The organism is Halobacillus sp. 12SKB (assembly GCF_052941655.1).
Window position 1 is genome coordinate 863,169 of the sequence record NZ_JBRFWR010000001.1, and the last position, 18,352, is coordinate 881,520.

The 18,352-nt window shown below is 45.7% G+C and carries 18 protein-coding genes; 4 read left to right on the forward strand and 14 right to left on the reverse strand.

The window, feature by feature from the left end:
• Positions 1–30: 30 nt before the first annotated feature.
• From ACQ4XT_RS04240 to ACQ4XT_RS04250, 3 genes are read right to left on the reverse strand one after another with little or no spacing between them, the layout of a single operon-like run.
• Complete coding sequence (locus tag ACQ4XT_RS04240) at positions 31–519, reverse strand: DUF1189 family protein (RefSeq protein WP_446852647.1); 489 nt, start codon at positions 517–519, stop codon at positions 31–33.
• A gap of 14 nt (positions 520–533) precedes the next feature.
• Positions 534–782, reverse strand: a complete 249-nt coding sequence (locus ACQ4XT_RS04245) for a YuzB family protein (RefSeq protein WP_146818124.1) — start codon at positions 780–782, stop codon at positions 534–536.
• Between the two features lie 33 nt (positions 783–815).
• Entirely contained in the window at positions 816–1,748 is a 933-nt protein-coding gene (locus tag ACQ4XT_RS04250) for a bifunctional riboflavin kinase/FAD synthetase (RefSeq protein ID WP_226594469.1), read from the reverse strand.
• Between the two features lie 145 nt (positions 1,749–1,893).
• On the opposite strand from ACQ4XT_RS04250, the gene ACQ4XT_RS04255 reads away from it, so the two are divergent.
• On the forward strand, positions 1,894–2,433 hold the full coding sequence (locus ACQ4XT_RS04255; RefSeq protein WP_446855583.1) for an HD domain-containing protein: 540 nt from the start codon (positions 1,894–1,896) through the stop codon (positions 2,431–2,433).
• A gap of 38 nt (positions 2,434–2,471) precedes the next feature.
• Here the strand turns inward: ACQ4XT_RS04255 and ACQ4XT_RS04260 are convergent, their stop codons facing one another.
• The 3 genes from ACQ4XT_RS04260 to ACQ4XT_RS04270 all read right to left on the reverse strand — a co-directional run bounded on the left by ACQ4XT_RS04260 (position 2,472) and on the right by ACQ4XT_RS04270 (position 6,650).
• On the reverse strand, positions 2,472–3,965 hold the full coding sequence (locus tag ACQ4XT_RS04260; RefSeq protein WP_446855585.1) for a UDP-N-acetylmuramoyl-L-alanyl-D-glutamate--2,6-diaminopimelate ligase: 1,494 nt from the start codon (positions 3,963–3,965) through the stop codon (positions 2,472–2,474).
• Between the two features lie 265 nt (positions 3,966–4,230).
• Positions 4,231–6,297, reverse strand: coding sequence for a heavy metal translocating P-type ATPase (locus ACQ4XT_RS04265; protein ID WP_446852648.1), 2,067 nt, complete (start codon positions 6,295–6,297; stop codon positions 4,231–4,233).
• A 14-nt stretch (positions 6,298–6,311) separates the two neighbouring features.
• Positions 6,312–6,650, reverse strand: a complete 339-nt coding sequence (locus tag ACQ4XT_RS04270) for an ArsR/SmtB family transcription factor (RefSeq protein WP_446852649.1) — start codon at positions 6,648–6,650, stop codon at positions 6,312–6,314.
• A gap of 202 nt (positions 6,651–6,852) precedes the next feature.
• On the opposite strand from ACQ4XT_RS04270, the gene ACQ4XT_RS04275 reads away from it, so the two are divergent.
• Complete coding sequence (locus ACQ4XT_RS04275; protein ID WP_446852650.1) at positions 6,853–7,512, forward strand: type 1 glutamine amidotransferase domain-containing protein; 660 nt, start codon at positions 6,853–6,855, stop codon at positions 7,510–7,512.
• Between the two features lie 37 nt (positions 7,513–7,549).
• Here the strand turns inward: ACQ4XT_RS04275 and ACQ4XT_RS04280 are convergent, their stop codons facing one another.
• Positions 7,550–7,780 (reverse strand): hypothetical protein, encoded by a 231-nt coding sequence (locus ACQ4XT_RS04280; protein ID WP_446852651.1) that lies wholly within the window; start codon positions 7,778–7,780, stop codon positions 7,550–7,552.
• A gap of 160 nt (positions 7,781–7,940) precedes the next feature.
• On the opposite strand from ACQ4XT_RS04280, the gene ACQ4XT_RS04285 reads away from it, so the two are divergent.
• Positions 7,941–8,360: a VOC family protein gene (locus ACQ4XT_RS04285; protein WP_446852652.1), complete on the forward strand. Its 420-nt coding sequence runs from the start codon at positions 7,941–7,943 to the stop codon at positions 8,358–8,360.
• Between the two features lie 49 nt (positions 8,361–8,409).
• Here ACQ4XT_RS04285 and ACQ4XT_RS04290 read toward each other — a convergent pair whose 3' ends face one another.
• The 5 genes from ACQ4XT_RS04290 to ACQ4XT_RS04310 all read right to left on the reverse strand — a co-directional run bounded on the left by ACQ4XT_RS04290 (position 8,410) and on the right by ACQ4XT_RS04310 (position 13,801).
• A complete protein-coding gene (locus ACQ4XT_RS04290; RefSeq protein WP_446852653.1) occupies positions 8,410–9,534 on the reverse strand; it encodes an NAD(P)/FAD-dependent oxidoreductase in 1,125 nt (374 codons plus the stop codon).
• Between the two features lie 779 nt (positions 9,535–10,313).
• Positions 10,314–10,538, reverse strand: a complete 225-nt coding sequence (locus ACQ4XT_RS04295; protein ID WP_446852654.1) for a hypothetical protein — start codon at positions 10,536–10,538, stop codon at positions 10,314–10,316.
• A gap of 62 nt (positions 10,539–10,600) precedes the next feature.
• Positions 10,601–10,984, reverse strand: a complete 384-nt coding sequence (locus ACQ4XT_RS04300; RefSeq protein ID WP_446852655.1) for a carbonic anhydrase — start codon at positions 10,982–10,984, stop codon at positions 10,601–10,603.
• An 84-nt stretch (positions 10,985–11,068) separates the two neighbouring features.
• Positions 11,069–12,778, reverse strand: coding sequence for a DNA-binding protein (locus ACQ4XT_RS04305; RefSeq protein ID WP_446852656.1), 1,710 nt, complete (start codon positions 12,776–12,778; stop codon positions 11,069–11,071).
• Positions 12,779–12,868: 90 nt separating this feature from the next.
• Complete coding sequence (locus tag ACQ4XT_RS04310; protein ID WP_446852657.1) at positions 12,869–13,801, reverse strand: MBL fold metallo-hydrolase; 933 nt, start codon at positions 13,799–13,801, stop codon at positions 12,869–12,871.
• 554 nt (positions 13,802–14,355) lie between these two features.
• Between ACQ4XT_RS04310 and ACQ4XT_RS04315 the strand changes: the two genes are divergently transcribed.
• On the forward strand, positions 14,356–14,715 hold the full coding sequence (locus ACQ4XT_RS04315) for a hypothetical protein (protein WP_446852658.1): 360 nt from the start codon (positions 14,356–14,358) through the stop codon (positions 14,713–14,715).
• A gap of 105 nt (positions 14,716–14,820) precedes the next feature.
• Here the strand turns inward: ACQ4XT_RS04315 and cydC are convergent, their stop codons facing one another.
• Together cydC and cydD are read right to left on the reverse strand one after the other, a co-directional pair.
• The gene (gene cydC / locus ACQ4XT_RS04320; RefSeq protein ID WP_446852659.1) at positions 14,821–16,530 is read right to left on the reverse strand and encodes a thiol reductant ABC exporter subunit CydC; all 1,710 of its coding nucleotides are present in this window, start codon (positions 16,528–16,530) and stop codon (positions 14,821–14,823) included.
• Complete coding sequence (gene cydD, locus ACQ4XT_RS04325) at positions 16,527–18,254, reverse strand: thiol reductant ABC exporter subunit CydD (protein ID WP_446852660.1); 1,728 nt, start codon at positions 18,252–18,254, stop codon at positions 16,527–16,529. Before cydD ends, cydC begins: the two co-directional genes overlap by 4 nt.
• Positions 18,255–18,352: the final 98 nt, after the last annotated feature.

Below are 18,352 nucleotides of genomic sequence, written 5' to 3' on the forward strand. Positions count from 1 at the left end.
AAGACAAATAGAAAAAGTACCCGCAAGAACTCATGGTTTCGCTGGTACTTTTGGATAAACCGTAATCATTCGGTACATGTAGTAAACGAAGACCGCCATAAAAATGAGAGCGCTGACGGCGTTGGATACGGTCATATATTTCAATAATACGCTTAAAATCAGAGGCAGCGTACAAGCATAGGCGGTCAATTTCCACAACTGCTGGTAGGCAAGTTTCCGGGAAAGAGCTTTTCGCATAAGCAGGCTTCCACCGGCAAGAATGGATACTCCGACAAGGATAAGAAAAACGATCAGCAGAGGGTAGAAAACGAGAAACTGTGCAATGTACATCCCCCGTGATACCTCTGTCAGATTCGTCTCCAAATACAAAATCGATGTAACCATGTCCGGTAAAAACAGGAGCAGCAGCAATACGAACAAATAACCGATCGTATGGGTGATGCCTTTCCGGTTCAAGTGGAACATCGCTTCTTTTTTTGGCAAACGCAAGCTGTTGATCAGTGAATCAAAAAAACCCATGTTCTTCTCCTGCCTTATTCAGCGTAAATCGCTAATTCTTCTTCGATCTTCGTACGGATTTTCTGTAACGCTTCTTCGGGTGTTTTTCCAAACACCCGCTGATTATTGACTAGGGCGTAAGGGCGGAGGGCACACATGCCGCAGAAGGATAGGCATTCACTGATGAGTACCGCCACTTCCGGGTATTCGGACTCAATGATGCTTTCAATATCCATTTCATTGATTAAGTTTCCATCACAAACTTCAACAACGACAATTCCCATGGTGCTTCCTCCTTTCTAAGATGTCAGTATTGTTTATAATCCTAAAATCGCACGTGCATTCTTTTCATCCTGGTGCATTTGTTCAATCAATGCATCCATCCCGTCGAAATTCTCTTCATCGCGCATATGGCGCAGGAATTGGACGGTTACTTTTTGGTCATACAGGTCTCCGGAAAAGTCCAGGAGATATGCTTCCACCTTATAGGAATCCCCATTGACCGTTGGACGATAGCCGGCACTAATCAACGTGTAGTAATATTCAGGAGCTTCCTGGACTTTTTTCACAAGGCCGAGGTAGACCCCGGGTTTCACTTTGACATATTCATCAATCCCTCCGACGTTCAATGTCGGAAAGCCTAATTGTCTGCCAAGCTGCTCCCCTTTTTCCACAACTCCTGTGATTTCAAAAGGTCGTCCAAGCATCGCCTGAGCAGCTTCCATCCTTCCTTGTGTCACGTGTGTGCGGATATCCGTACTGCTCACTTTCCTGTCGTGAAGCTGGACACCTGGGACGATTGAGACACCGGCACCGATTTGCTGACACAGCTCTGCCAGGCCTTCAGCGTCCGACCCTCTCCCTTTACCGAAACGGAAGTCCTCACCGACGATTACATGACGGACGTTCAAACGGCTCAAGTGCTGAAGCACGAATTCTTCAGGAGATGTCTTTGCATATTCTTTTGTAAAATGGACGTGATAATAACGATCGACACCGAACTGCTCCAAGCGGGTTTGGCGGTCTTCAATCGTTGATAATGAATATTTGAATGATTCATCGCCTCTCAGGACCCATTTCGGGTGATCAGAAAAACCGTACACAGCGATTTTATCTTCCTCTGTCGCGAGTCTTTCTGCCTCCTGTAAAAGAGACTGATGCCCTAAATGCACACCATCCATCTTCCCGATGATCAATACGACGGGCTCTGAGTTGTGAGGCGGTTGTCCTTGTACTTCAATCATTTCCATTTGCAAAGCATCCCCTTCAACCTGTTGATTAAACCTATTAATTATATAATATCCATTCTTATTTAATCAAGCTTTATCACTTTTTGCAATCATTCTGCCCCTTTATTTGTTATGATGAACAAAAAAAGAAGGGGGTGGGTAGTTGATGATTGAAAAAGCGAAAGCATTTGCAGCCAAAGCCCATCAGGGGCAGAAGCGTAAAAACTCTTCGGAAGACTATGTGGTCCATCCTATCCGGGTTGCGGAAATCTTAGAACATGCAGGTTTCCGTGAAGAGGTGATTTGTGCCGGCTACCTCCATGATGTGGTTGAAGATACTCCCTACACCCTCCAGGATATTGAAGGTGAATTCGGTTTGGATGTCAGAGATCTCGTCGCCGCACATACAGAAGATAAAAGCAGGTCGTGGCAAGAAAGAAAACAGCATACGATCGACACCGTCAGGGAAGGTTCGTTTGAATTGAAAGCGTTGATTATAGCTGACAAGCTAGATAACTTACGCTCTCTGCAAAAAGACATTAATACCTATGGCAACGAAGTTTGGAATAACTTTAACGCAGGTGCCGATGCACAAAAATGGTACAACCAATCCATCGTTGAAGGAATGACAAACAGACTGGATTCAAGCGAGGTCCCGGATTATTTTGATGAGTATATACAACTTGTTAAACAAACGTTTGATTAACAGAAAAAATCCAGTCTCAGGAACCGAGACTGGATTTTTTATTGAGCGACTGATGGGAAAAAGCTCTCGATGATTTTTTCATCAGAGTGAGGAACTTCTTCCCCTTTGACGATTTGCGAATTGTTGATGCAGCCACTTGTCAAAAGAATAATATCTCCTTCTTCCCCCAACTGCATGGATTTACGAACGCCTGCTTCTCTGGTCAATGTTGGGTGAATATTCGAAGCGCTTGGATTAGTAAACCCAGTCAACACCTGATCGACCACCGCTTGAGGATCATGATAGCCCGGGTGATCGACCGTGACAATCACTTCGTCCGCTTTTCCTTCAATCGCTTTCGCCATTTTCGGCATTTTATTAAAATCCCGAATGCCAATGCCTGCGATCATAACGATTAAACGTCTATGATCAAGCTTCTTAACCTCCTCCAGCAACCTGTTTAAGGCTACAGGAGTATGCGCATAATCTAAAATCACTTTCTGGTTCATCGGTGTTTCAATGACCTGAAATCTTCCTTCAGGCCCTTCCAAGTTTGGAAGCACGTCCAATACTTCCTCCCAAGAATAGTTCAAATGGAATGCCGTAGCGATGGCAGCCAGTACATTTGCAACATTGTAGGTACCATAGACGGGAACGTAGACTTTTTTCGTATCCCCCTTATAGGTAAGATCGAACAAAGACCCCTTTTCCATCACTTCAATGCTTTCCGCTGTCAGATCAGCCTGAGGGTGACCTTCAACACTGTATGTCAGAAGGCCATCATTCCCCATCGCCAACAGTTCCGATGCCATTCCGTCATCATCAATATTAACGACACGGTGGTTCGCCTGTTTGAACAAACGCATTTTACATTCTCTGTAATGATCGATGGTCCGGTGGTATTCCAAGTGCTCTTCAGAAAAATTCGTATGAACGGCCACATCATATTGGATCCCTTCCACCCTGCATTGATCGAGAGCAATCGATGAAACCTCCATAACCGCTCCTTCATCATCCAAGTTTCTTAAATCACGGAAGATCCGGTGCAGGTCTAGAGACTCAGGTGTGGTTGGCGTGCTTTTCTTATATTGTAATTTTCGTTTTGATGACCAAATTCCTGTCGTGCCGATCGATCCAGTCGGAAGGCCGAGCAAGGTTAATAAAGACCGGATATAGGCCGTAACAGTCGTCTTGCCATTCGTTCCTGTTACCCCAATGGTTTTCAGTTCATCATCTGCAAAGCCGAAGAACTCCTTTGAGAAAACAGACATGAATGAACGGACATTTTCTACAAGTAAGAAAGTTGTACGGTCATAGACCCTTGAGAGCTCATCCAACACTGTTTCATCACTGCCAATGATCGTAGCAGCTCCCAGGGCGATGGCTTCTTCAATATATTCATGACCATCAAAGTTCTCCCCTTTCAAACAAAAGAAAGCAGCTGATGGTTCGACTCTTTTTGAATGAAAAGCAAGACTTCTCACCTCTTGTTGAAGGGGACCGTAAATATGTTTGATATGAAGTTTTTTTATATGTTCGAATTGTATCTTCATAGTCATTATCCTCACTCTTTATATATGGTTTATCGTCGTCTTTTCGTAGCAAAAGTATGTATGGCAGTCGGGGTGTTTTGCCGGAAACAAAGCCACTATTTACCGTACGACCATGAGGTACGTTTCCCTTAATCTACCTCGTCGCAAACGCAAAAGACACCCTCAAAACAAAAAGGGTCCACTCAGCCTAGATTTCTTCCAAATAAAACCACACCAGGTCATCCAGTATTTGGATGTTCTGGTGTGGAATATAGAGCTGGATCCATCATTTATCTTTCATGAGGAGGATGGTCAGGCTGATGAGTGTGACGAGAATCGTTGCCCCCATATCAGCTAGAATGGCGAACCATAAGGTGAGCCATCCTGGGATTGTAAGAAGAAGGGCGATCACTTTCAACCCAAGGGCAATTCCGATGTTCCATTTCACGACGGCATTCACTCGTTTCGCGATCCGGAAGGCATTCGGCAGCTTACCGAGGTGGTCCTGCATGAGAACGATATCGGCGGTTTCAATCGCACTGTCCGTTCCTTTCCCCATCGCAATTCCTAAATCAGCCATTGCAAGAGCAGGCGCATCATTAATGCCGTCTCCAATCATGGCGAGTTTGGAATTTCTTTTTAATTCATCAACTTTTTCTACTTTTTGATCCGGCAAAAGCTGCGCATGAACATCGGTGACACCAATCTCTGCAGCCACTTTTGCAGCTGTCTTTTCATGGTCTCCGGTCAGCATGATCGTGTGTTTGATACCCAAGGAATGGAGACGTTTCATTAGCGTCCGGCTTTCCTCCCGCACTTCATCTGCCACTCCGAACATACCGAGCACGTCTTTCTCGTCAGAAATGATGACAAGAGTGAACCCCTCTTCCTTGAGTTTGTCAATGTCTGCTCTTACATCCTCTGAGATCGTTAAATGCGTCAGTGTCTGTTCGCTTCCAACATAGTATGTCTTTTCATCAATGGCCGCTCGGACGCCTTTTCCGGGAATCGTATCCACAGAGGAAGGCTCTAATGAGCTTGCTTTTTGAACGTGCTTTTCCTCAAGGATCGCTTTCGCAATCGGGTGAGAGGAATTTCTTTCGACGGCAGAAGCAACAGAGAAGAACCTCTCTTCTTCATACGCATGCACGGCGTGGACCTTTGGCTCTCCTTTTGTAAGCGTACCCGTCTTATCAAAAGCAATGCTCTCGATTTTGCCAAGCTGTTCAAGAAAAGCACCGCCTTTAACAAGGATACCGTTCCTCGCATTTTTGGTGATTCCTGATAAAATCGCAATCGGCGAGGATAAAATCAGGGCACAAGGGCAACCGACAATAAGGACCGCCAGCCCCTGATAAAATGATCCTCCCCAAGAAGCAGAGAAAAGGAAAGGCGGAATGACCATTACGAGGCCGGAGATCACCATGATCAGCGGTGTGTAGTATTTAGCAAATCGGTTGATGAAAAGCTCTGTCGGCGTCTTTCTCTCCTGCGCTTCTTCCACTAATTGAAGAATTTTAGCGAGGGAAGAGTCGTTGTAAGCCTTCGAGATCTCAACCTTCATCAACCCTTCATTATTAATACTTCCTCCAAAAAGCTTTTCACCAGGCTTTTTGTCTACAGGCAGTGATTCCCCTGTAATGGCTGCTTCATTCACGGAACTGTAACCAGCCACTATCACACCGTCTGATGGTATTTTCTCGCCTGCCTTGACGAGAACAAGGTCCCCCTCTTTTAAGTCTTCAATCCCTACAATTTCTTCCGTGCCATCAGCCAGAAGTCGTGTCGCTTGTTTAGGTGCGACCTTTAATAATTGCTCCATTGAACTCCGAGCTTTTTCCATTCCGAGACCTTCTAAATATTCATTCAGCCCGAACAGAATCGCTACAAGAGTGGCTTCTTTCCATTCTCCGATAGCCACAGCCCCGATGAGAGCAATCGTCATCAGCGTATCGATGTTAAACTTCAACCGGATTAAGTTTTTCAAGCCTTTCCAGAATGTCTGATAACCACTGATCGTAATTGCAGCCAAATACATGCCGATCAAGACAAAAGGAGCGACCATTCCTTCCAATAAAAAGGTGGCACCGAAGATGAGTGAGGAAATAATAACGAGCTGTTTCATATTCGGTCCATGACTATGATCGTGTTTCCCCTCATCATCAACAAGAGAAGCACCATCAGATTTCAGGATCCGCCGGACTTTCTCCATGTCGATGCCATCTTGAACTCTCAATTTACTCGATGAAAACTGAAGTTCAGAGTCTCCCCCGTGGTTGAGCTTGCGGATTTCTTCTTCCATCTCCGCTGCGCAGTTTGCGCATGATAAGCCTTGCAGTTTGTATTCCTTCATTCTCTTTCTCCCCTTTAATGGTGAAGAGCGTGATTGATGGTTTGTTGCAATAGATCGATGACGTGTTCATCATCGTGGGAATAAAATAATGTCGTACCCGCTCTTCGATACTTCACCAAGCGTAAATTCTTTAGAAACCGCAGTTGATGGGAAACGGTCGATTGGCGAAGTTCTAATGTATCGGCGATTTGATTCACGGACATTTCTTGTTCACATAGTAAATGCAGGATTCTGATTCTTGTCGGATCGGACAACGCTTTGAATGTTTGAGAAACGACGAATAACGTCTCTTCATCCAGTTCATTGGCGTGCTTTTTTTCCTGATCCTCTGGTTTATTTTTATCATCACTCATGAAATCGACACCTTCCTTATATGCGCATATATTCATATATACACTTATCGTATGCGCCGCATTCCATTTTGTCAATGTGTGCTCGCCCATGTTTTATCTAAATTAAAACGGGAAATTTAATGTATGTGCGACAAAGCAGAATGTTTGGCACTCTCAAATTTTAAATACTACAATGACACCTACTACCAAAAGGAGGACAATCATGTCTAAAAAAGTACTAATGGTCGTTACGAACCACGAAAAGATTACGGATGAGCAGCCGACAGGAATTTGGTTATCCGAATTCGGCGAAGCCTATAACGAGTTCAAAAAACACGGCTATGAAGTGACAGTAGCAAGCCCGGAAGGCGGCCGTGCCCCTGTTGATCCAGGTAGTGTCAGCGAAGATGAACCACAAGAGATTTTAGATACGAAACCACATTTAGAAAATACAACACCGATTGCTGATGTCGAAGCGGAAGACTACGATGCGATCTTCTTACCGGGCGGTCACGGAACGATGTTTGACTTTCCGGATAATGAAAAACTTCAAAAACTGCTTCGTAACTTTTATGAAGCGGATAAAATCGTGGCAGCCGTCTGCCATGGTCCCGCAGGTCTTGTCGGAGCTACATTATCTAACGGTGAACCATTGGTTAAAGGGAAACGCGTCAATGCATTTACCGACGCCGAAGAAGTGGAAACAACGCTGGATCAACATATGCCATTCCTGCTTGAGAGCAAGCTGAATGAGCTGGGAGCAACATTCGTGAGTGGTCCAAACTGGTCCGAGCATTTTGAAGTGGACGGCAACTTGATCACCGGTCAAAATCCACAATCTACAGAAGTCGTTGCCAAAGAAGTCGTAAAACAACTGAATTAATATGTAAAGGGGTCCTGAAGTACAGGACCCCTTTTTCTTATTCATCGTCGTCTTTCCAACGGCCGAACAAATACGCGTACAGCTTTTGGGCTACACACACATATGAAGCAAGCCAGAAAAGCAACAAGCCGATGACGATCAACCCTTTGATCCACGTCAATCCAGTAACAATAGTATAAATCGATGTTCCGAATAAAAGTAGACTGACAACCACGTGCAGAGCAGCGGATGACAGGATCTTGAAACTATTGCTGATCCAGGCAGGCATATAAAATCACCTCCTGCTCTACTTTATGTGATAGAGAAAAATCAGCTTGTACGTTTTGATAGATTCTGCGAAAAAGGGCTTTTACTTAGGACCGCCTAACAGCTGCTTGGGCATTCGTATGTTAAAATGGTTCTGGAATTTGCAGTAGAGGAGAATGAACGTGGAAAAAAGACTGGATCATATCGGAATTGCTGTCCGAAATATCGAAGACAGCATCACTTTTTATACCAAAATCCTTGGCGGCACTTTGATTGACCGTTACCGAAGTGAAGCGCAAGGAGTAGAAAGTGAAATTGCCATTATCGATATTAAAGGTGATCGTACAGAATTATTGATGCCAACGAATAATACAACCTCCCCCATCGCTCGTTTCATTAAACAAAAAGGAAAAGGGGTTCATCACATCGCCTATGATGTCGGCGATTTGGATCAGGCGCTGGAAGAATTAGAGAAGGAAGGCATACGGACCCTGGAATGGTCATTACGGACCAATAAACACGGCCGCCGTCTCATCTACTTAAACCCAACTGATACAGAAGGAACCATTATCGAGTACTGCGACTACCCTGAAAAACAATGAAAAAACATGGCAGCCTAATCAGGCTGCCATGTTTTTCAAGTGGAGACATTTACTCTGCTCCAAGTGCCTCTGATACATCATAATCCGCTGGATCAAGCTCGGTTTCTTTTCCAAGTACCAGTCGGGCAAGCTCTGCACCAACGTAAGGGCCGGAGGTAAGACCTGAAGCCCCGAGACCATTGGCGACATATAAATTTGACCATTCAGGGATGCCACCGAACACCGGCAGCGACCCAGGCGTAAATGGTCGGAAACCGACACGTGTCTCAGCAAACGTGCTGTCGGAAAGTCCGGGAGCCACTTCTAAGGCCTTATCAAACACATAATGAAGACCACCTACGGTCGAGCGTCCATCAAAACCTGCATCGGTTTCATGTGTGGCCCCAATGACCACACGCCCGCCCCCGAAGGAAAGCATGTACTGATTATTCGGTGGCATAATAACAGGCCAATCTTGCGTTTCTGTATCAGGAAGGTCCAAATGGACAATCTGTGCTTTTTGAGGGTGGACCAGAAAATCAATGCCCAACGGCTTCAAAATCGGTTTCGCCCATGCACCAGCTGTCACAAGCACTTCATCCGCTTCATAGCGGACGCCATCCACCTCGACAGCGGTAACCTTCCGACCTTCTTGAATCAGGCTAGCATCTCCTTGAATCCTTTGAACCCCAAGTTTCTCAGCTACTCGAAGAAGCGCATCTCTTAACTCACGCCCATTAACGCGGGCCGCACCACTGACGTGAATCGCATCGTACCCATCCGCGAGCGGTGGAAACATTTTCTTTGCTTCTTCCGAGGAGATTCTTGTGATTTCACCGATTTCAGGAGCCCCGTCTTCTCTTCGCTTCAACGCGCGCTCCATAGTTTTTTCTAATTTAGCTTCATCTCTTTGGAGACTGATTGCCCCTACGCGGCGATAGCCCGTCCGCGTTTCTCCTTCCGCTTCAAGCTGACGGATCAGTTCAGGATAATAACGAGCGCCGCCTTTGACGAGCCGGTACCAGCGCTTGTTACGGCGTTGAGCGAGCCACGGGCAGACAATTCCTGCTGCTGCTTCTGTCGCCTGTCCTTCATCCTTGCGGTCAATGATTTTCACATCTACGCCTTCTTTTGCTAAGTGATAAGCGGTGGATGCGCCCAGCACTCCCCCGCCGACAACGATATATTTTTTCATAGGTAAACACCTTTTCATTCGTATTTTCATTTCCTTGACCATTGTATAAAAAAAGAAACCTCCACTCAAATCCCTATTCAACAATATGGCAGGATTGTGTAAGAATTGATTTCGAGATGTTTGTGTGGATTTAGGGGCTCCGGGAAAAGGTTCGCTTTCCGTGGGCGAGTGATGAGCCTCCTCGAGCTAACGCTCTGCGGGGTCTCATCTACCACGCACTTCCCACAGGAGTCTCACCGTTTCCCTCCGCCCCTTTGCCATATGAGGTTCTCGAAATCCCTCTTATAGTACCCTGCCTAAAACTCTTTTAAATCTTGCTTAAACCACGTTGATATAGGCTTCTCAACCATAGAAGCTCCTATTGCTGGAAGGTAGTTTCGAGAATTTCTTCCGGCAAGTGGGCGGAGGGGAATGGCGAGACTCCTAATATAAGTGTGCAGGCGCCTCGATCAGCGGCGTATGGACTCGACTGAGCTGGCGGAGATAAAGGAAACACGGAGAACGAAGTGATTCGATGTTGACTTATCGTACAGAAGCGAGGGAAGTCTCACTAGCCGCTAGGCGCCGGAACCGGATATCGTAGAGGAAAAAAGTGCAGGGTGAGACCCCACAGGACGCAGTCCGAGGAGGCTCACCGCGCTCCCGCGGAAAGCGAGCTATTCCCCGCAGCCCCGACCCACCTCACAAACGTCTCGAAACTGAGTCTTCCAGAAAAGGGAGCTTTAGTGGAAGAAGGGAAGCAAAGGCAAACCCCGGAGTGTGGACTCCGGGGTTTGGATTTAAGCATAGTGATTTAAGTTACACAAATACTTATAGCAGGCTTCGATGTTGCTGACGCAGTCATGAATGCCGTCACTTTCAATTTCGATTAAAGCAAAAGGATTCAACGTAATGGTATAGGAGGCGATGCGTATTTTCGGGTTCTCCTCCGTTAAAGTCTGCAGTTCTTCATAAACCGGATCCCGCTCTTTTTCAACGAAATCAAACCAGCTCGCTTGCTCCATACCGCCACTCCTTCGCGAATGTTCTACTTAAAAACTATTCGCCATCAGGAAGAAAAATCCTCTTATTCTGTAATCACTTCTACTTCCCACTGGTCGTTGACATATAAGCCAATGGCATCCACATTGAATCCCCAGGACTTCACAAGGTCTACAGATTCTTTGATTTGACCAGCTTTCACCTCGCGATCTACAGGGTTACCTGCGCAATTGTAATGGCCGACAATGGCCACTACGCCTGACCCGTGCTTGTCTACGGAAATGCCAATTTTCGTTTTGACAGCAGCCAGCTGATCTTCAGAGCCTTCCAGCAAGAACTTGGTCGGGCCTGCTTCTGTAATCATGTCGATATATTCCGTCCCATAACGTTCCTGCATCCAGTGGATGACGGGAAGCTGCACACGTCCATCCATACAATTGATTGCTGTTGCAAATGTTTTTTCTGCCATTAAAAATCCCTCCAACTATTAAAATTCTATATTTATTTTATCATAACAAAAAAGCAGCAGGAGCGGGTGCCCTGCTGCTTCTCTTCAATTGATGCCTTGAATCTGCATTTCTTCTACAGTCCCTGTTCCGTTATCACGGATACGTGCCTGAATGTTTACTTGGTCTCCTTCTTTCAGGAAAATGGCAAGCGGCGCCTTGCTTGTATTGACCGTATAGATGGTCGTTTCCCCTTCCAATAAAAATTGGACAGACTGCCTGGAATCGGTAGAGGTGACAAGGACGCGGTTAATTGTTCCTGACTTCTCTGTCAGATCGACACCTTGACTTCCCTCGACGCTGCTCGGGTCCTGGGCGATTTGCAGACGGTATGCGTTTAATGTCTGCTTGGCTGTATCTCCAAAAACTGCAAAGTCTGAATCTGCAGCTTTAATATACGCATATTGCTTGAACAGACCGTTTGGATCAAGGACATTTACGATCCATGTCGGATGGCCATCCACGTTATAGAGAACCGGCATTGTTCCTGTCCAGTTTTTCTCAGGATACTGCTTGTTTACAATCTGTACGGCTCCTTTGCTGTCCATGATCCCCTGGTTTTGCTGGCCGTTGTAGTAAGTGAGGGACCCTGTCCGGGCATTGATCAACGTATAACCAAGGGCAGAATCAATGTTTTCTTTCGGTGAAGCCATATCTGTAAAGTAGAACATTTCACCTGCTTCATTGAAGATCGGTGTGACACTACTTTCTGTTCCTGACTCATTCGGGATCTTTACATCCTTTTTCCCAAAGATCGAATTCAACCATCCATTTACATATTTACCAAAGTATTCATTCTCAATTGCTGCAAGTTCAGAACTTACTGATCCTTCAACGAAATCAGGAGCATTGGAAGATTCAAAGGTTTCCATATCGCCTGAAACTGGATCGACAATCGCCACTTTTATATCATTCATATCCGGACGGTTGGAAAACAGCAGCGGCTTATAGATGGTTTGAACATACCACGGTTTACCATCGTCATCGACTTCAATCTGAGCGTCTCCGCTTTGGATATAATCCGGATGCTTCCCATAAACGACACGCTGCACATTATGATTGAAGAAGCTTGAGTTTGTGTACTTCATTTTGCTCTGGACGAACTCCGGCTGTGCATTGATATTCGTAGCTGTAATCGTAAAGTATCCTTCTGTCTCTTTCCCTCGCAGATAACGCCAGAAGCTTGAAAACTCGACGGGCGCTACATAAGTGATTTCGCCATCAATTTGCTGGGCTTGTAGTTTTCCTAAATCGTAGAATTGCGTATTCGGCACAACACTCATGGCTTTTTGCACTTTGTTCCGTGCAGATTCAGGCGCAACAGAGATCGGTGTGTTTTCTTCATTCAAAGGACGAGCTTCCTCCTCCTCTGATTTTGAAATGCTGTCATAGCTGTCCTGCAAAGCTAAAATGCTGTAAATGAAAACACCAATGACCGCGACCGCTACGGCTAAAATAACGATTCCTGACAGTGAGCGGTGCATCGTTTGATATTGCACCGGTACTTTAGCTCCTCCGTATACTAACGGAACAAAAAGAACTGCGACAATCACATTAAAAATCAACATATTCGGCACTGTAATCGTCGGCATAAACGCATAAACCACGAAGAACATCACGATGAGGCCGAAAACCAGGACCCCTATTGTCGTTTTCAAGATTTTCTTTCTTCTCATTCGATTTTTCACATAGACGATGATCGACAACGTCAAAAATAATAGAAACGATAATACCGTTGTCATTACTATTCCAATCATTATGTATCCCCCTTCTTGTCCTTATTACTTACGTTCGAATACAGCGTTATGTTTCAATTATATGTGCAATCATGAGAAAAAGCAGAACAATTACGTTCTGCTTTTCTTTTTCAAGTAGTCGGCAAGACCCATGGAACAAACTTCTATATCCAGTTTCAGAATATCATAGACCTCATGATTCTGCGGGATTCCTTTTTCCTCTAAATAGGACGAGACACGTTCATGAAGCCGCTCTTGAACGCCGTCCAATCCTTGACCTTGCTCTAAAGCATCCTTTGCTTCACTCACAAACACAGGAACCCAGCCACTGACTTGGTCAAACGTTTGATCAGGATTATCCGTCTTCCCGAAATGACCGAAATAGAGACAAGAGGGATTCATATTACGAAAACGACTGATGCAATCGAGCATCGCATCCGGATCGAACTGATTCGGTGAAGTTGTGGGCAGGTAAAATGTCAGTCCATGGTCTTCAGTCTGGTGATAACGAATTCCTGCCGTATCCCCTGTGAAAATTCCGTTACTCTGTGAATCATGAATGCCAAGATGGTGTTTCGCATGTCCTGGAGTATCATAAAACGTGAGTTTACGGTTCTGCGAAAGCGTAAGCGTGTCTCCGTCGGTCTTTGTTTCCAGCCTCTCTTCCGGTATAGGAAGAATCGGATCAAACAATTCATCAAACGCTTCCCCATAAACCGCCTTCGCTCCTTGAATCAAACGCGAAGGATCCGCGAGATGCCGCTTCCCTTTTTCATGGACGATGACCCGGGCGTTCGAGCATTCCTGTAACAGCAACCCCGCTCCACCCGCATGATCCAAATGAATATGCGTCAAAATTACGTACGCTACTTTTTCTTTTGGAATCTCCAACTCTTCCAAACCAGCAAGCACTCTCGGCACAGAAGGGCTCGGTCCTGTTTCCACAACCGTAATGTCATCCCCTAACAAAACGTATGTACCTGTCCGCCCTTCAAACCCCATGTCATAACCATCAATCAAAAACACATCGTTTCCTAAATCCATCGGCGCTCTCTTCTTCAATTCCTTCACCTCACCTTATGAATTATCTCTAGTGTACTAGAATTTAACAAATAATGATAACGCTTTCTTTAATGGGCATGTTTCTTTTTGTAGATTCATAAATGCTTCCTTTTCTTTAAGATTCAGTTTCGAAGACTATTTAGGCGGAGGGAAACGGTGAGACTCCTACCTTAAGTGTGCAGGCGCCTCGATCAGCGGCGTATGGACTGGACGGAGCTGGCGGAGATAAAGGAAACACGAAGAACGGAGTGATTCGATGTTGACTTATCGTACAGAAGCGAGGGAAGTCTCGCTAGGCGCCGGAACCGGATATCGAAGAGGAAAAAAGTGCTTGGTGAGACCCCACAGGACGTAGTCCGAGGAGGCTCAGCGCCCGCCCCATGGAAAGCGAACCTTTTCCCGCAGCCCTAAATTCTCATACACATCTCGAAACCGAGTCTTCAAGAATCCTGCCCTATCCTTTAATAACTGAGGTTAAATGGATTGTCACACTTTTGGGCTGGGTGAATATCATGGATTTTGAGGAGATGGTTAAAATGACAGAAGAACGAAAGATGCACCAACAAGGTCATACGAAGCCTTCCTATGAGCAGTGCAATAAAATGAAGTACTACCATGTCATGGTCCAAACCAAAGATGGACGCAGCTTTGATGGAGTCATCACAGACGTGAATCACGATAAGATGACAATCTTAGTAAGTGAAGACGTTATGGTGGATGAGGATGGAAATGCCATGGAGGAACGCCAATACGGATATGGACGCCGCCGGGCACGCCGCTTCCGTCGTGAAGTCCTTCCAATAGCCGGGCTAGCTACTTTAGCGTTATTCCCTTACTTCGCTAGTCCTTACCCCTATTACTACCCATATTCATACGGATACCCTTACTACTACTAAGTAAGCAATAATCTCGTATAGACCGGATGTTCACTTATCTCAATTACATGGAATAAAATACCGTACCAGGTCATCCATATTATGGAATATCCGGTACGGCATTTTTTATGTGCGGAAGATGTTTTTTTCGATTTGTTTCATTTCGTAGAAGTGTCCTTTCTTTTGCATAAGTTCGTCATAAGAACCTGCTTCTGCGACTTCCCCTTCTTCCATGACGATGATTTGGTCCATCTTTTCCAGGCCGCTCAAGCGGTGGCTGATGAGGACGACGGTATCCTGAGATGCGCGTTCATACAAGTGTTTAAAGATCATTCGTTCGGTCAGAGCATCGACAGAAGATGTCGGTTCATCGAGCAACCAGAGACGCTTTCCTTTCAGAAAAGCTCTAGCTATGGACAAGCGTTGACGCTCCCCACCCGAAAGGTTCTCCCCTTTTTCGAAAACCGGTTGGTCCAAGTCAAACTCCAATCCAACCTCTTTCAGCACGAGCTTCATTTCTTCATCTGAGAGGTTATCACCGGCAAGCTGAAGGTTTTCACGTATGGTCCCATAAAAATAATGGTTCTCCTGAAGTACGACGTTGCTGTTCTCCCAAATGCTCTCTTCTGAGAGATCACTAATATCCATACCATTGACCATCAGCTCACCCGCAGACGGAAGTTGGAATTTCATGAACAGCTGCAGGAGGGTTGATTTCCCTGATCCACTGGCTCCGACAATGGCGGTTTTACTGCCTGCTGGAATGGACACGTCGATTTCTGTGAGCGCCTCTCTTTCTTCTTCCGGAAAACGGTAACTGACATGATCTACTTCTATGCCTGGGGCAAGGTCCCCATCCAGGTTACAGGACCCTGGGCCATGATCTTCTTCCTCCACAATGGAAAAAAGCCGCTCCGATGCTCGTTTGCTATCATCCAGGTGGCTTGGCAGAACAGCCATTGGTGCTGCGTTTTCAAAGACGGTCAAAGAAATCATCACGAGCATGGCCAGAAACAACCCGTTCAAATCTCCTTCCGCCACAAGAACAGCCCCAAGCCCTGTGACGATCCACGAGACAAGGAGTGTCGCAAACGTGTTCCAGGAGTGACTGGAAAGCATCTGAGAACTGTCCCGTTCATCCTCTCGAATATAATCTTCGGACGACTGCTGCAGCTTTTCTTTCTTCCCTTCCAGCTGCTGATAGATTTTCAGGTCACGGAAGCCGTACAGCCATTCAGTGGCTTCGGTCGATAACTCCCCGCGTGCCTGTCTTACGCGGCTGGCTAGTTTCCGCTGTTTCACCGTGTACCAAGCTGGAATCAACAGCCCTGTAACGACGAGCCCTAAAAGAAGAACGATGGCTATGGAAATAGAGAAGATGGATGTGAAAACAATCGTCCCTAAGAAGATGATGACAAGGACGACCGGTGGATAATACACACGTAAAAAGAAGTTTTGCAGACTCTCCACGTCCCCGACAATCCGTGAAAGCAAATCTCCGCTCCGGTATTTCTGAAAAATCCTCGGTGCATGAGGTTCTAATTTTTTATAAAAAGCAAGCCGCAAGTTGCTTAAGATGGTAAAGGTAGCCCTGTGGGAGAAGTACCTTTCAGCATATCGCCCCAGTGCTCTCGCAAATCCGAAAAGCTTTAAAAAGGCGATGAGTACCGTCAAGGCGTACAACGGAGGGATGAGTGCCGCCCTGGAAATCAAATAACCACTGGCACCAAACAGTCCGACCGCTGACATACCAGCAAGAAAACCGAAAACGATGGAAAGCACAATGTCCCTTTTTTCCAATACAACTAAATGGATGACTTCCTTCAATTCTTTCATGCGGAGTCCCCTCCTTGCTGGACGGTCACCATGTCCCTGTATTCCTTCACCGTTTCAAGTAATTCTTCGTGCGTACCTTTTCCTAATAGATGACCACGATCGAGCAGTAGAATTTGATCAGCCTTTTTGATCGTATGCAAACGGTGAGCAACAGTGATGAGCGTCGCTGTTTTCGCAAGTTCCTCAAGAGAGGCTTGCAACACCCGTTCCGTTTTCAAATCCAGTCCTGTTGTCGGCTCATCAAACAAAATGACGGAAGGCTTTTTCAAAAAAGTACGGGCAAGAGCGAGGCGTTGTTTCTCGCCTCCAGAAAGCCCGCGTCCCGCTTCGCCGATCAGGGTGTCGTACCCTTTTTCCAATGAAGTGATCAAATCGGCGATGCCTGCTTTCTCAGCAGCCTGTTGAATTTCTTCCCTAGAATGATTTCCCCGCCCGCCAATCGCGATGTTTTCAAAGATCGTTCCTGAAAATAAATACGGATGCTGGGAAATGTAGCTCACCTGAGAAAACCATTCCTTTTCCTCATAGTCAAAGAGGGAGCGATCATTGATTTTGACAGCTCCAGAAGATGGTTTAGCAAGTCCGGCTAAAAGGTGCAGCAGTGTCGATTTCCCCGCACCACTTTTACCAACGATGGCAGCCTGGTTATACGGTTTGATCGTTGCCGTTAAACCCTCCATGGCAAACCCTTTTTCATAAGAAAAGCTCACTTGTTCGAGCTTAATTTCAGGAGGCTGGTCACTTTGAATCTTTCCTTTTCCCCACTGGATTGGTTGCTCTTCTTTTTCAAGTTCTTCCGTAAGCTTGTTGGCAGCTCCTGAAGCGCCTCTCCCTGTATGAAAAGCACTACCGAAGTCTTTCAGCGTCAAATAAAACTCAGGAGCAAGAATCAGAATAAAAAAGGCGGTGAAAAAGGAAACACTCTCATAAACGACGAGCCGGATGGCAATCTCCAATGCGATTAATCCGATGCTGAGCATGGAAATGAACTCAAGCATCAAGGAAGAGACAAAGGCGACTTTCAACACTTCCATTGTTGCATCACGGAAACCAAGACTGCTCGACTCAATCTCTTCCTTTTGCTGCTTGGAACGTCCGAAAAGCTTTAGTGTCGTCAAACCTTGAAGCGTATCAAGAAACTTTCCGGAGAACGTGTTCAACTTCTCCATCTGCTCTTCTGATTTCTTTTTTGTCATCACGCCGATGATCGCCATAAATAACGGAATAAACGGAGCTGTGATCATCATGATCAGCCCTGAATAGATATGCTGGGTGAACACTACGATAAGAATCATCAATGGGATGATCATCGTCTGGATCATTTGTGGAATATAACTGCTGAAATACCCGTCAATCTCGTCTACGGAATCCATCAGCACACTGACTTTCCTTCCCGATTGTCCTTGTAAGGAGGCTTGAACGGGGTTACGCGCGTACTTCTCAATAATCGATTGACGGAAATAACGCTTCGCTTTGGAAGCAAGCTTTATGCCTGTCCGCCCGTTCAGCCATGTAAACAGCGTCCGTCCAGCGAGCACAAATAGCAATCCTGCAAGAAGTGGCAGGATATCCTGAAAACGTTCCTCACCAAGAAAAATCCGATCGACAATCGCAACGAAAAAATAAGATTGACCTACGATTGTGGCACCAATCAACACGGATGTGAGGACCAACAGCATGAAAACTTTTCGATCTGAGAAAGCTAGTCTGCTGAGGTGCTTCATTTATATAAAACCCCTTATAAGCCATTTTGTGAATGATTTCACATTGATATCATTATAATGCATGAAGCCGATGATTGCTAAAAATAAAACCGATGATT